We start from the raw sequence: 12,277 nt of genomic DNA, 5'->3' as shown, positions 1-12,277 counted from the left end.
CGGACCGGGCCCTGCGGCGCCGATCAGCGGACTGCCGCGGAACGTGTTAACGATCTCCACGGACCCCGGAGAAACAACGAACCCCCGCACACCTTGAAGGTGTCCGAGGGGTTCAATCCCATCTCGCCGAAGCGAAGCGGAAATTAGCGACGCAGGCCCAAACGGGAGATCAGGTCACGGTAGCGGTCAACGTTGGTGTTGGCCAGGTACTTCAGGAGTGCGCGACGACGGCCGACGAGCAGCAGCAGACCACGACGGGAGTGGTGATCGTGCTTGTGGAACTGGAGGTGCTCAGTCAGGGAGTTGATGCGGAAGGTCAGCATTGCGACCTGCGCCTCCGGGGAGCCGGTGTCGGTCTCGTGCAGACCAAAATCGGTGAGGACGGTCTTCTTCTGCTCAGTGGTCATTGCCATGAGTAATCTCCTGGTGCTTATTTCAGTCCACATAAAAGAATCCACTGTTTCCAGCGGGGCGCAACTGTTGTGAACCACAGATGCAAACCTCGAAAAATCCTATCACGTCGGCGGCGGACATCCGCATTCCCCTGCGCACCCCCGCCCCTACCGCGGCGGAAGTTCCCGGCCAGCAGCCTGTGCTACTCCGTAGCCGCAGCCAGCTTGCTCAGCCGACCCATCAGCTCACCGAGGAAACGCTCCACGTCCACACCGACGGCTACCTTCGCGGTCTTGACGGGATCGTTGAGGCGTTCCTCATCACCGATGGTCCGTCCCCGGGTCTCGCCTTCGGTGTCTACCTTCATGTTGATGTCCAGGCAGGTGACCAGCGAGGGATCAACGGCTACGGCCACGGCTAGCGGGTCGTGCAGGCCACAGCCACCCAGGTGCGGGGCGGTGGTCTCATAGGCCTTGATGTAGTAGTCGGTGGCCACCGCCAGGAAGTCTCCCCCACGGGTGCCCAGCTCCCGCCACTTAGCGGTGTCCTCGTAGGTCAGCAGGGTCTGCAGGGTGACATCCAGTCCGATCATGGTGACGTCCTGGGCGGTACGGAAGAGCTCGTTCGCGGCATCCGGATCCTGGTTGATATTCGCCTCGGCCCAGGGGCTGACATTACCCGGGACAGTCAGGGCACCACCCATGATGATGATGTGGGCCCGCTCGGCGAAGCTGGGGTCCTGGGCGATGGCGGCCGCCAGGTTGGTCATCGGGCCGGTGGCCACGATCACCAGATCATCGCCGTGTTCCCGGACGGACTCGATGAGGAAGTCCACGGCGCTGCCCTCGGCCAGGGTGCCGGTCGGCTCCGGAAGTGCTGCCTCGCCGATGCCGTTTACGCCATGGATGAAGGCGGAGATCTCCAGGACCTCGAAGTTGTCCTTGGTGGAGGCGTGTGGCTCGCCGGCGTAGACCGGAACGTCGGTGCGTCCGAAGAGTTCGAGGATGGCCAGATCATTCCGGGTGCCGGTCTCCATCAGGACGTTACCGTAGGTTCCGGTGACACCGATCAGCTCCAGCTCCTCAGAGGCGAGGGCGTAGGCGAGTGCGAGGGCGTCATCGACGCCGGTGTCCAGGTCCAGGATGATCTTCGTGGCCATGTGGGTGCGGCTCCTCAGGGTGTGGTTGTGCATGGGTGAACGCGCCCCGGGACAACGGGTGCGCGACTGGTACCAGTGTATTAGTTCTCGATTTCCAGGGCGGCGCGGGTGTCCACCACGTCCTGGTTGATGGCGGTCAGGAGCTGTTCCACGGAGGAGAACTTCTCCATCCCGCGCAGGCGTTTGACGAAGGTCACCACCGCGCGGCGATCGTAGAGATCCGCGCTGCGGTCCAGGATGAAGGACTCCACGCTGCGCCGCTCATCGCCGAAGGTCGGGTTGGTGCCCACCGAGATCGAGGTGGGGTATCTCACCCCCGGAACCATGTTTCCGTCCATCGGCTCATCGCCGGCAACGGTGAACCAACCGGCGTAGACTCCATCGGCGGGCAGCGCCACCTGATCCGGAAAATACATGTTGGCGGTGGGGAAACCCAGTTCCTTGCCACCGCGCCCGGCACCGCGGACCACGGTTTCCTTGATGGTGTAATCACGCCCCAGAATCCAGGTGGCCTTCGCCAGATCGCCGGCCTGCAGCGCCTTCCGGATCTCCGTTGAAGAGAGGATGATCCCTTCTTCGGTGAGCAGATCAACGATGTCGACCTGCACGCCGTACTTCTCCCCCAGGTCCAGCAGCGTCTGGGAGTTACCGGCCGCCAGGTGTCCGAAGGTGAAGTTCTGCCCCACGATCACGGCTTTGACCTTGAGATGTTCCAGCAGAACATGGACGAAGAAGTCCTCCGGACTCAGCGCCGCCATCTCCGCGGTGAAACGGAAGGCCAGCATATGATCCACCCCGAGCTCTTCCGCGAGATCTGCCCGGTTGGCCACCGAACCGATCATCGGCGGCATCCGCTCCGGACTGATCACGGCGAGCGGATGCGGATCAAAGGTGGCGAGCACACTGGGCAGGCCGTATTCATCGGCGCGGCTCGTCGCCGTCCTGATCAATCGGCGGTGTCCTCGGTGAATCCCGTCAAATACCCCGATGGTCACGACCGAGGCCGCCAGATCCTGGGGTACTTCTTCTAGTCCACGCCAAATATCCACCGCTCCATACTAAGGCATAGACTGCCCGTATGATTGATGCACTCTCAGGTTCTGGTCTCGTGATCGTGGATAAGCCGAGTGGGATGACCTCTCATGACGTGGTCGGCAGGCTAAGGAGAATATTCGCCACCAAACGGGTGGGCCATGCCGGGACGCTGGACCCCATGGCCACCGGTGTCCTGGTGCTGGGAATTGAGCGCGGCACCCGCTTTCTAGCACACCTGGTGGCCGCCACCAAGGCCTATGAAGGCACCATCCGACTGGGAGCAGCCACCACCACCGATGACGCCGAAGGTGAGGTCATCAGCTCGGTCTCCGCTGCCAACCTCGAAGAGGCGGCGGTGGCCGCCGGGGTGGCAAAACTGCGCGGCGAGATCATGCAGCGACCGGCATCGGTGAGCGCCATCAAGATCGACGGCAAACGTGCCCACCAGCTGGTCCGCGAAGGCGAGCACGTGGAGATCCCCGCCCGCCCGGTCACCATCCACAGCTTCGAGATCCTCGCACAGCGTCAGGTGGGCGAATTCTACGACCTCGATGTCCGGGTGAACTGCTCCACCGGCACCTATATCCGTTCCCTGGCCCGGGACCTCGGTGCGGATCTCGGGGTGGGTGGCCATCTCACCGCGCTGCGGCGCACCGAAGTCGGCCCCTTCAACCTGGATGATGCAGTCACCCTGGAAGAACTGGCGGAGTCCCCGCGGCTCTCACTGACGCTGGATGAATCGTTGATCCGCAACTTCCCGGTCCTGGCGGTCACCGAGGAAGAGGGAGCGGCACTGGCCATGGGCAAATGGCTTGAGCCTCGTGGTTTGGAGGGGGTCCACGCTGCGGTGACCCCGGAGGGGAAAGCGGTGGCACTCATCAAGGAGCAGGGCAAGCGACTGGCCACCGTCTTCGTGGCTCGACCCTCCACGATGTAGCACCCCGCTTATCGACGCCCTCGCCTGCCGGCCGCGGCCGTCGATAAGCCCGGCTTAGACGACCGCGGTCGTCGTCACATAGAAGCCATCGCGTTCCACCCAGCGGCCATCGATGAAGGGCACCGGGGTGGGCCGCACCAGCAGGTAGGCGATGAAGGTGCCGTCCTCGCGGATGTCAATCTCCGCCTGCTCAAAACCGAGCCAGCGATGCGTCATCGGGAACCAAGCCTTGTAGGTGGCCTCCTTGGCGCAGAATAACAGCCGGTCGGGGGCGGTCACCCCATTTTCAGCCAACCGTTCCAATTGCGCCAGCTCGCCTTCCCTGGCGATGGACCCCAACACCTCCGGGGGGAGGGGTTCCGCGGGCTCAGCGTCCAGCCCCATGGAACGGACCAGCAGCCGGGGTGCCACCACCGCAGCACGGAAACCGCGGGTGTGCGTCATGGAGCCGCAGATCGCGGCCGGCCATAACGGAACCCCCCGCTCACCCCGCAGGATCGGCTGCCCGTTGTCATAGCCCAGGTCCTGCAGCGCCTGATGCGCACACCAGCGGGCATCGCCGAACTCGGATTTGCGGATGTCCACCGAGTGCGACACCAGGGACTGCTCCAGCGGGTGCAGACCCCGATAGTTGCTCAGGTCAATCTCATCCGGGGAGGTCTTGACATAACAGAACTTCGCGGATGAGGGAAAAAGACTGGCTTCAAGCATCTTCCCGCTCCTCCTGCAGCACCGCATAGGGCCACTGCGACATCTCGCCGTGTCGTTCCCACTCCCGTGGATAACCGAGGGACACCTCGATATGCGGCACCCCGGCTACCTCAATCACCCCCGGCATATGCAGATGCCCGTAGACCACGGCTTCCGCGTTATAGCGCTCTGCCCAATTTCGGGTGTGCCGGGTGCCGCACCAGAGCGCGAGTTCGGTCCAGCGTAGATGCTGGGTCGGTTCCTGCACCAGCGGCCAGTGGTTGATCAGGACGGTGGGCCCGTCGATCCGGCTGAGTCTTTTGATGGAATAGGCCAACCGGTCCCAACACCAGGCCCGGACATCCACAAAGGGAGCAATGGCGAACTCATCGGTCATCATCACCTGGCGTTGCTTCGCGGCTTCCACCGCCTGCTCCACCGTCATTCCCTGGGGACGGAAACTGTAGTCATAGAGCGTGAACAGCGGCACGATGGTCACCCCGTTGAAGACGGGATAAGGATCTTCCGGGGTGAGCACATCAATGCGCCGGCACCCCTCCACCAGCTCGGTGTACTTGTCCCGCCCCTGGTAACGGTCCTGCGAACGGGAGAAAAGTTCATGATTACCCGGCACCCAGATCACACAGGCGAAACGGCCGCGCAACTCGGCGAGCACGCGTAGCACCAGGTCGGTGCGCTCGGCGACATCCCCGGCGACGATCAACCAGTCGCCGGGATCCCGGGGCTGGATCTGCTCCACCTTGACGGTGTTGGCTTTCACGGCCGCGTGAAGATCCGCAACCGCCCACAACGTCCTGCTCATGGCTTGCGCGCCCCCTCTTCTCCCCCGCTGTCCGGGGTGTTCTCTGCCTGATCAACGTGTACCACAGCCCAGCGCATGGACCGGAATCGCCAGACTACCGCCACCAACCGAATGGTGATGAAGGCCAGCAGACCACCCCACACCCCGGTGAGCCCGCCATCGACGATATGGGAGATCCAGACTCCCGGGACAAAACCGAGCAACACTGAGGCGATGGTGGCATTGCGGAGGAAGGCCGCATCTGCGGCACCCAACAACACCCCGTCCAAGGCGAAGACCACACCGCCGAGAATGATCATGACCACCAACAGCCACCAGGGCCCAGAAATCGCCGCGAGCACCGCCTGGTCCGTGGTGAAGATCCGAGGGATCACCCCCGCGCCGAGCGCGAAGACCAGGGCCAGCATCGCCGCGAAAACCATCGAATAAAGGACCACCCGCTTTGCGACGTCCCGGGCGGCGGCCACCGTGCCCGCACCCAGCGCCGCGCCGGTCAGGGTCTGCGCCGCGATCGCCAAGGAATCCAACACCAGGGTGATGAAGTTCCACAACTGCAGCAGAATCTGGTGCGCCGCCAGGGAGCCTGCCCCGAAGCGGGCGGCCACCGCCGCCGCGGACAGGAAGGCCACCTGGAAGGAGAGCGAACGCAGAATAAGATCGCGACCGAGCACCATCTGACGTCTGATGATCCCGAAATCCGGGCGCCAGGACCCCCGGTGGCTGCGCAGCAGCATCACCAGGAAGCAGGCCGCAGTGATCGACAGACCCACAATATTGGCGAAGGCCGAACCGATCAGCCCGTACCGGGCCACCAGAACGGGAACCAGAATCGCGCCGGGAATGACTCCGGCGAGCGTGAAGTAGAGCGGGGCCCGGGTGTTGCGCACCCCGCGCAACCAGCCATTACCAGCCATCGTCAACAGTGACAGCGGGATCCCGAAGGCCTCGATCCGCAACCACTTGGTCGACTCGGCGGCAATCGTCTCATCCCCGGTGAGCCAGAGCGTCAACCAGGGTGCCGCGCAGAGCACGATCGCGGCGATCGCCAGACCCACCCCGAGTGCGACCCAGGTGGCCTGGACACCTTCAGCGATCGCTTCCCGACGCCGTCCCGCACCGAACAAGCGCGAGGATCTGGCGGTGGTGCCGTAGGAGAGGAAGGTCAGCTGGGTAGTCACCGTGGACTGGATCGCGGTACCGGCGGCCAGTGCCGCCAGTTCAAAAGCACCGAGCCGGCCGACCACCGCGGTATCCAGCAGCAGATAGAGCGGATTCGCGGCGAGCACCCCGAGAGTGGGAAATGCCAGGGCGAAGATCTCCCGGGCCTTTACCTGGCCATTCGCCCCACGGTCAGCGCGGCTCACGCGAAATCAGGCGCTCCGATGTTCCCGAGCACATTCAGCAGCTCAATCTCCACCGCATCGATGGTTCCGAAGCTGGTGTAACCGGCTGCCGGAACATGGCCGCCACCGCCGAGGGCAACGGCGATGAGGCTGACGTCGATCACGGCGGAACGCAGGGAAACCGCCCACATTCCGGGTGTCATCTCCTTGAACACGACACCGATATCGGTGCCCTTGAGCGCCCGGACGAAGTCCACCAGGCTTTCCACCGCAGCATCGCTGTGCCCGGCGATCAGATCATTGGTGGCGGTCAGCGTAGCCACGGTGTGCTCCCCAACCTGGTGTGTCGCCACCCCGGCGAGCACCCGGCCGATCATCTGGAGATCCCTCATATCGGTGCTGTCCATCAGTTCCACGGCAATGCCGGTGGTGTCGATACCAGTTGCCATCAGCTCCGCCGCGAGCTGATGCATCTGGGGCCGGCCCCAGCGGAAACTACCGGTATCGGTGACCAGACCGGCATAGATGCAGTGCGCGATATCACGGTCGACCTCCACCCCGAGTTCCGCGAAAAGTTCGTGGAGCACCGTGGTGGTGGACTCGGCCTCCGGCACCAACAGATTCACCCGGCCGAAACCAGAATTGGAGGCGTGGTGATCGATGACCAGGGTCTGCTCGAAGCGCTCTGCGATGGCTTCCGCGAAGTAGCCGGTGCGATCGATGGAACCGCAGTCGACGGTGACCACCAGATCCGAGGACGGCAGCTCATCGGAGATGCGGATGCCCTCGGCGGCGGGGATGCTCAGCAGATTCGCCGAGAACGGCGTCGGCTGACCGATCACGCCGATCGCCTCCTTACCCAGCTGACGCAGGGCGAGCAGCAGGGCGCTGACAGACCCGATGGCATCGGCGTCAGAGCGCACATGTCCGACCACGGTGACCGTGTCCGCGGCGTCGATAAGCGCCACGGCGGCACGCAGCATCTCAGGGTGAGACTGTGTCAAGACGCTACTCTTCCCCGTCAGTCTTGTACGGGTTCGCGTCACCGGCCGGAGTGGCGTTCTCCTTGAGTCGGGCGAGTTCTTCATCGCGGGCGCGGGCGCGGGCGAGCAGCGCCTCCATATGTGCCGAAGCCTCCGGCACATTGTCAATCTCGAAGCTCAGGGTCGGGGTGAAACGGACACCGAGTTCTTCACCGACGATCTTGCGCAGCTGACCACGGGCGCGATGCAGGGCCTGGGCCGCCGCGTTGAGGTCCGGGGACTCATCAATCTCACGACCGCGGACGGTGTAGAAGACGGTGGCATCATGAAGATCACCGGTCACCCGGGTATCGGTGACGGTAATCAGTTCAAGCCGACGATCCTTGATTTTACGCTCGATCGCGCTGGCCACGATGGTCTGAATTCTTTTGGCCATTCGGGCGGCACGGGCATTGTCAACCATGACGACACCATTCCTTTCAACTGTGTGATCACGGGAAAACACCGGATCATCGCATCGATGCTCTAGACAGGTGATGATACCCCCCTAACCGGCTCCAGGTCACACCGCACGGCAGCAGCCCGCCCGCTAAAACCCGGGGGCGCCTGAACGCAGCTCCGCAAGCGACCCCGGCCCGGCTAAAGATGAGGTACCCGAGGTATCCCTGCTGTTTCAGTCAATGCGCAGCCCCGGCACCGGCCAGGCCCGCGGCGGCATGTGCGCTTGTTCGAAGGGATAACCCAGCGACACATCGAAGTAAGACACCCCGTCCACCCGGATCTCCCCCGGCATGTGAAGGTGCCCGTGGACGGCACCGATCGCGTCAAAGTCCTGTGCGAAAGATCGGGTGGCGGTGGTCCCGCACCACAACGCCATCTCCGGCTTCCCCAGGCGTAGCGTGGGTTCCACCACCAGCGGCCAGTGATTGACCAATAAGGTCGGGCCCGACACCGCGGCCAAGCGCTCCCGGGAATAGGAGACCCGCTCGGCACACCACTCAGGGATGTCGACAAAGGGCGCGATGTAGAGCTCATCATCGAGGGTCGCGCGCGCCAGCCGGGCCCCCGCCAACGCCTCGGCAGCTGAAAGATGCGCCGGGCGGAAGGAATAGTCGTAAAGCGTGAAGAGCGCAGCTACGGTCACGTCCCCGAAGACCGGGTATTCATCTTCCGGGGTATCCACGCCGACCTGACGCAACAGGTCCACCAGCTGGAGATACCGTGCCCGCCCCTTGAACCGGTCGGCGGCACGGGAGAAAAGTTCATGGTTGCCCGGTGTCCAGATGACACGGGCAAAACGCCGCCGGAGAGCAGCGAGCGTTTCGACAACGAGGTCGATTCGCTCTGCTACATCTCCGGCGACGATGAGCCAGTCACCAGGGTCCGCCGGTTGGAGGCGCTCAATGCGCTCGCGGTTGGCGGGCCAGGTGACGTGCAGGTCCGAAGTGAACCAGAGGGTTTGCGCCACTAGTCGCGCGGCACCTCGACCATTTCAAAGGCCTCGATCTTGTCACCGACGGCGATGCCCGGGTAGGACAGCACCATACCGCACTCGTAACCTGCGGAAACTTCGGTGGCATCGTCCTTCTCGCGACGCAGCGAAACAATCTTCGCGGAATCGGTGACGATGTTGCCGTCACGAATGAGTCGGACAGTTGCATTGCGTCGGACCTTGCCGGACTCGACCATGCAACCTGCGATGAGGCCGACTGCGGAAGCCTTGAAGATCGCACGGATCTCGGCGGTACCGATCGCGCGCTCCTCGTAGATCGGCTTGAGCATGCCCTTGAGAGCCTGCTCCACCTCTTCGAGAGCCTTGTAGATGACGGTGTAGAAACGGACGTCCACACCCTCGGTGTTGGCTTCCTCGGTGGCCTTGCCCTCAGCGCGAACGTTGAAGGCGATGATGACCGCGTTGGAGGCTGCTGCCAGAGAGACGTTGGTTTGGGTGACCGCACCGACGCCACGGTCGATGATGTTGAGCTCGACCTCGTCCTCCATCTCCAGCTTGAGGAGGGACTCCTCCAGGGCTTCCACCGAACCGGCGTTGTCGCCCTTGAGGATCAGGTTGAGGGTACTGGTTTCCTTGAGCACGGAATCCAGATCCTCCAGCGAGACCCGCTTACGGGAGCGTGCTGCCATCGCATTGCGCTTGCGTGCATTGCGCTGATCGGCGATCTGGCGGGCAAGACGATCGTCTTCGACGACCATGATGTTATCGCCGGCACCGGGGACTCCATTGAGGCCCTGAACCTGAACCGGACGAGACGGGCCGGCTTCCGCGACATCCTCGCCGTGCTCGTCGACCATGCGACGGACACGACCATAGGCGTCACCGGCGACGATGGAGTCACCGACGTGGAGGGTACCGCGCTGGACGATGACGGTTGCCACCGGGCCACGGCCACGGTCGAGGTGAGCCTCGATCGCAACACCCTGAGCATCCATCTCCGGGTTGGCACGCAGATCCAGGGAAGCATCAGCGGTCAACAGCACGGCCTCAAGCAGGCTTTCAATGTTGGTGCCCTGCTTCGCGGAGATGTCGACGAACATGGTGTCGCCGCCGTACTCCTCCGGAACGATGCCGTACTCGGTGAGCTGACCACGGATCTTCTCCGGCTGAGCTTCCGGCTTATCAACCTTGTTCACTGCGACCACGATCGGGATATCCGCGGCCTTGGCGTGGTTGATCGCCTCAACGGTCTGCGGCATGACGCCGTCATCCGCTGCGACAACCAAGATTGCCAGGTCAGTGGACTTGGCACCACGGGCACGCATGGCCGTGAAGGCCTCGTGACCCGGAGTATCAAGGAAGGTGATCTTGCGATCATTGCCATCGACATTGACATCTACCTGGTAGGCACCGATGCCCTGGGTGATGCCACCGGCCTCACGACCACCGACATTCGCCTTACGGATGGTGTCCAGCAGTCGGGTCTTACCATGGTCGACGTGACCCATGACAGTGACCACCGGGGGACGGATGGCGAGCTCTTCGTCGCCACCCTCGTCCTCACCGAACTGCAGGTCGAAGCGCTCGAGGAGCTCTCGATCCTCGTCCTCCGGAGAGACGACCTCAACCTGGTAGTTGATCTCGTCACCGAGCAGCTGCAGGGTCTCATCAGAGACAGACTGCGTCGCGGTGACCATCTCACCCAGGTTGAACAGCGCCTGGACCAGTGCCGATGCGTCGGTACCGATCTTCTCGGCAAAGTCAGACAGGGAGGCGCCTCGACGCAGTCGCAGGGACTCGCCGCGACCGTCAGGCAGACGAACGCCACCAATGACGTTCGGCGCCTGCATTGCCTCGTACTCATTACGCTTCTGACGCTTCGACTTACGTCCACGACGCGGTGCGCCGCCCGGACGTCCGAAAGCACCAGCGGTACCGCCGCGACGACCGCCGCGAGCGCCACCCTTGAAGCCGCCGCCAGTGGTACCACCGGGGCCGGTGCCTCCACCAGAGCCACCGCGACCGCCACGGCCACCGGGAGCAGCCTTGGCCGGCATCTGAGCCGGGTTCGGGTGCGAAGGCATCATTGCCGGGCTCGGACGACGTCCGCCGCCCTGCTTGTCGCCGCCACCCTGTGCCGGACGGTCAGTACCGCCCGGACGCGGGCTGCGGCCCTTGGCACCGGCACCTGCAGCGGCGCCAGCACCCTGTCCACCGGGGCGAGGTCCACCACCGGGACGGGGACCGCCGCCGGGGCGAGGTCCACCACCGGGGCGGGGACCGCCGCCGGGACGAGGTCCACCACCGGGACGAGGTGCCGGGCGTTCGCCGCCACCGGGACGGGGACCGCCGCCGGGGCGAGGTGCCGGGCGTTCGCCGCCACCACTGGAGAAGGGGTTATTAGCCACGCGCGGAGCGCGGCCACCGGGCTTCGGGCCCGGCTTAGCCATGGGACGGGGCATTGCGCCCTCGCCCGGCTTCGGTCCGCCACCCGGCTTGGGTGCGGCTGCACCGGCTTCCGGCTTCGGGGCATCCGTGGGCTTGGGCACACCAGCACCGGCGTCTGCCGGCTTGGCCGCAGCGGGCTTCGGTGCCGCGGCCGGGGTGGGCTTGGCAGCCGGAGCCGGCTTTGCGGCAGCAGCGCCGGGCTTGGGTGCGGCACCCGGCTTCGGGGCAGCTCCCGGCTTGGGTGCGGCGCCGGGCTTCGGGGCGGAAGCGCCGGGCTTGGGTGCTGCACCCGGGGTCGGGGCAGCGTTGGACTCTGCGGCCCCGTCACTGCCGTAGTGGTTGCGCATCTTCTTGACCACCGGGGGTTCGATGGTCGAGGATGCGGTCTTGACGAACTCGCCTTGCTCCTTGAGCGAGGCAAGTAGATCTTTACTGGTTACGCCGAGCTGCTTGGCGAGCTCATGTACGCGTAGCTTTCCGGGCACTTCTCTCCTAAATGATTTCTGCTAGGAGTCGAAGGCCTGGAAAACTGGCCTCGACACCTAGGATGGATCGTTGACGTTCATCGCTGATGCTTCATCGTGTGCTCATCAGTGTTCGGTCTTCCTTACAATGTCTGTTCCCGCGGTGTAATCCACGAGGTAGGCTCGTACCTGACCTGTGTCCACCTTCGTGGACACCCTGAGCGCACGCCCGAAGGCGCGGCGCTGTTCCGCCAGCTCGAGTGCGGTGAGGTTCGGGACGATCCAGGCTCCCCGACCGGGCAACCGGCGGGTAGGGTCCGGAATCACCCGGGCATTATCATCAGGATCGACGACAAGGCGCAGAAGCTGAGTATCAGGCTTCCGCTCTTTGGTGGCGATACAGGTACGAATACGGATCTGCTGGGGTGATACCTCACCTCGGCGGCTATCCGTCATTCGTCTCCTCTCACCGTGCCGGCCAGATGCCGACAACCAAATCTAGAACCCCACTGTTCGACTCCCCCAGAAAGCCATGATGGGGTTCTGGGC

12 protein-coding genes are annotated in these 12,277 nt (G+C 64.0%); 1 reads left to right on the top strand and 11 read right to left on the bottom strand.

Translation table 11 applies throughout. The features are described from left to right. Positions 1 to 143: 143 nt before the first annotated feature. The 3 genes from rpsO to ACTU46_RS02170 form a co-directional block, all read right to left on the bottom strand. On the bottom strand, positions 144 to 413 hold the full coding sequence (rpsO, locus tag ACTU46_RS02180; protein ID WP_443378496.1) for a 30S ribosomal protein S15: 270 nt from the start codon (positions 411 to 413) through the stop codon (positions 144 to 146). A 182-nt stretch (positions 414 to 595) separates the two neighbouring features. Then, entirely contained in the window at positions 596 to 1,552 is a 957-nt protein-coding gene (locus ACTU46_RS02175) for a nucleoside hydrolase (protein ID WP_443378494.1), read from the bottom strand. 80 nt (positions 1,553 to 1,632) lie between these two features. Further along, positions 1,633 to 2,601: a bifunctional riboflavin kinase/FAD synthetase gene (locus ACTU46_RS02170; RefSeq protein ID WP_443378492.1), complete on the bottom strand. Its 969-nt coding sequence runs from the start codon at positions 2,599 to 2,601 to the stop codon at positions 1,633 to 1,635. A 29-nt stretch (positions 2,602 to 2,630) separates the two neighbouring features. Between ACTU46_RS02170 and truB the strand changes: the two genes are divergently transcribed. Beyond that, the gene (truB, locus tag ACTU46_RS02165; RefSeq protein WP_443378491.1) at positions 2,631 to 3,524 is read left to right on the top strand and encodes a tRNA pseudouridine(55) synthase TruB; all 894 of its coding nucleotides are present in this window, start codon (positions 2,631 to 2,633) and stop codon (positions 3,522 to 3,524) included. Positions 3,525 to 3,578: 54 nt separating this feature from the next. Here the strand turns inward: truB and ACTU46_RS02160 are convergent, their stop codons facing one another. From ACTU46_RS02160 to ACTU46_RS02125, 8 genes are all read right to left on the bottom strand, one after another. After that, positions 3,579 to 4,235, bottom strand: coding sequence for a 4'-phosphopantetheinyl transferase family protein (locus tag ACTU46_RS02160; RefSeq protein ID WP_443378489.1), 657 nt, complete (start codon positions 4,233 to 4,235; stop codon positions 3,579 to 3,581). Beyond that, positions 4,228 to 5,037: a metallophosphoesterase family protein gene (locus tag ACTU46_RS02155; RefSeq protein ID WP_443378487.1), complete on the bottom strand. Its 810-nt coding sequence runs from the start codon at positions 5,035 to 5,037 to the stop codon at positions 4,228 to 4,230. The genes ACTU46_RS02160 and ACTU46_RS02155 overlap by 8 nt, the downstream gene beginning before the upstream one ends. Beyond that, positions 5,034 to 6,401, bottom strand: a complete 1,368-nt coding sequence (locus tag ACTU46_RS02150) for an MATE family efflux transporter (protein ID WP_443378485.1) — start codon at positions 6,399 to 6,401, stop codon at positions 5,034 to 5,036. Before ACTU46_RS02150 ends, ACTU46_RS02155 begins: the two co-directional genes overlap by 4 nt. Then, entirely contained in the window at positions 6,398 to 7,363 is a 966-nt protein-coding gene (locus ACTU46_RS02145) for a DHH family phosphoesterase (RefSeq protein ID WP_443379395.1), read from the bottom strand. The genes ACTU46_RS02150 and ACTU46_RS02145 overlap by 4 nt, the downstream gene beginning before the upstream one ends. A 25-nt stretch (positions 7,364 to 7,388) precedes the next feature. Then, complete coding sequence (gene rbfA, locus ACTU46_RS02140) at positions 7,389 to 7,826, bottom strand: 30S ribosome-binding factor RbfA (RefSeq protein ID WP_443378483.1); 438 nt, start codon at positions 7,824 to 7,826, stop codon at positions 7,389 to 7,391. Between the two features lie 210 nt (positions 7,827 to 8,036). Then, a complete protein-coding gene (locus ACTU46_RS02135; protein WP_443378481.1) occupies positions 8,037 to 8,831 on the bottom strand; it encodes a metallophosphoesterase family protein in 795 nt (264 codons plus the stop codon). Beyond that, on the bottom strand, positions 8,831 to 11,749 hold the full coding sequence (gene infB, locus ACTU46_RS02130) for a translation initiation factor IF-2 (protein WP_443378479.1): 2,919 nt from the start codon (positions 11,747 to 11,749) through the stop codon (positions 8,831 to 8,833). Before infB ends, ACTU46_RS02135 begins: the two co-directional genes overlap by 1 nt. Before the next feature lie 105 nt (positions 11,750 to 11,854). After that, positions 11,855 to 12,184 (bottom strand): YlxR family protein, encoded by a 330-nt coding sequence (locus ACTU46_RS02125; RefSeq protein ID WP_443378477.1) that lies wholly within the window; start codon positions 12,182 to 12,184, stop codon positions 11,855 to 11,857. Positions 12,185 to 12,277 lie beyond the last annotated feature (93 nt).

The organism is Corynebacterium sp. A21, assembly GCF_052266655.1.
GTDB lineage: Bacteria > Actinomycetota > Actinomycetes > Mycobacteriales > Mycobacteriaceae > Corynebacterium.
This window is presented reverse-complemented; position numbering and strand designations above follow the sequence as displayed.

What these genes read in the sequence shown, in the direction of transcription:
- truB (WP_443378491.1), top strand. Translation starts at nt 2,631, where the DNA reads ATGATTGATGCACTCTCAGGTTCTGGTCTCGTGATCGTGGATAAGCCG.
- ACTU46_RS02175 (WP_443378494.1), bottom strand. Translation starts at nt 1,552, where the DNA reads ATGGCCACGAAGATCATCCTGGACCTGGACACCGGCGTCGATGACGCC.
- ACTU46_RS02160 (WP_443378489.1), bottom strand. Translation starts at nt 4,235, where the DNA reads ATGCTTGAAGCCAGTCTTTTTCCCTCATCCGCGAAGTTCTGTTATGTC.
- ACTU46_RS02125 (WP_443378477.1), bottom strand. Translation starts at nt 12,184, where the DNA reads ATGACGGATAGCCGCCGAGGTGAGGTATCACCCCAGCAGATCCGTATT.
- rpsO (WP_443378496.1), bottom strand. Translation starts at nt 413, where the DNA reads ATGGCAATGACCACTGAGCAGAAGAAGACCGTCCTCACCGATTTTGGT.
- rbfA (WP_443378483.1), bottom strand. Translation starts at nt 7,826, where the DNA reads ATGGTTGACAATGCCCGTGCCGCCCGAATGGCCAAAAGAATTCAGACC.
- ACTU46_RS02155 (WP_443378487.1), bottom strand. Translation starts at nt 5,037, where the DNA reads ATGAGCAGGACGTTGTGGGCGGTTGCGGATCTTCACGCGGCCGTGAAA.
- ACTU46_RS02145 (WP_443379395.1), bottom strand. Translation starts at nt 7,363, where the DNA reads ATGCTGCGTGCCGCCGTGGCGCTTATCGACGCCGCGGACACGGTCACC.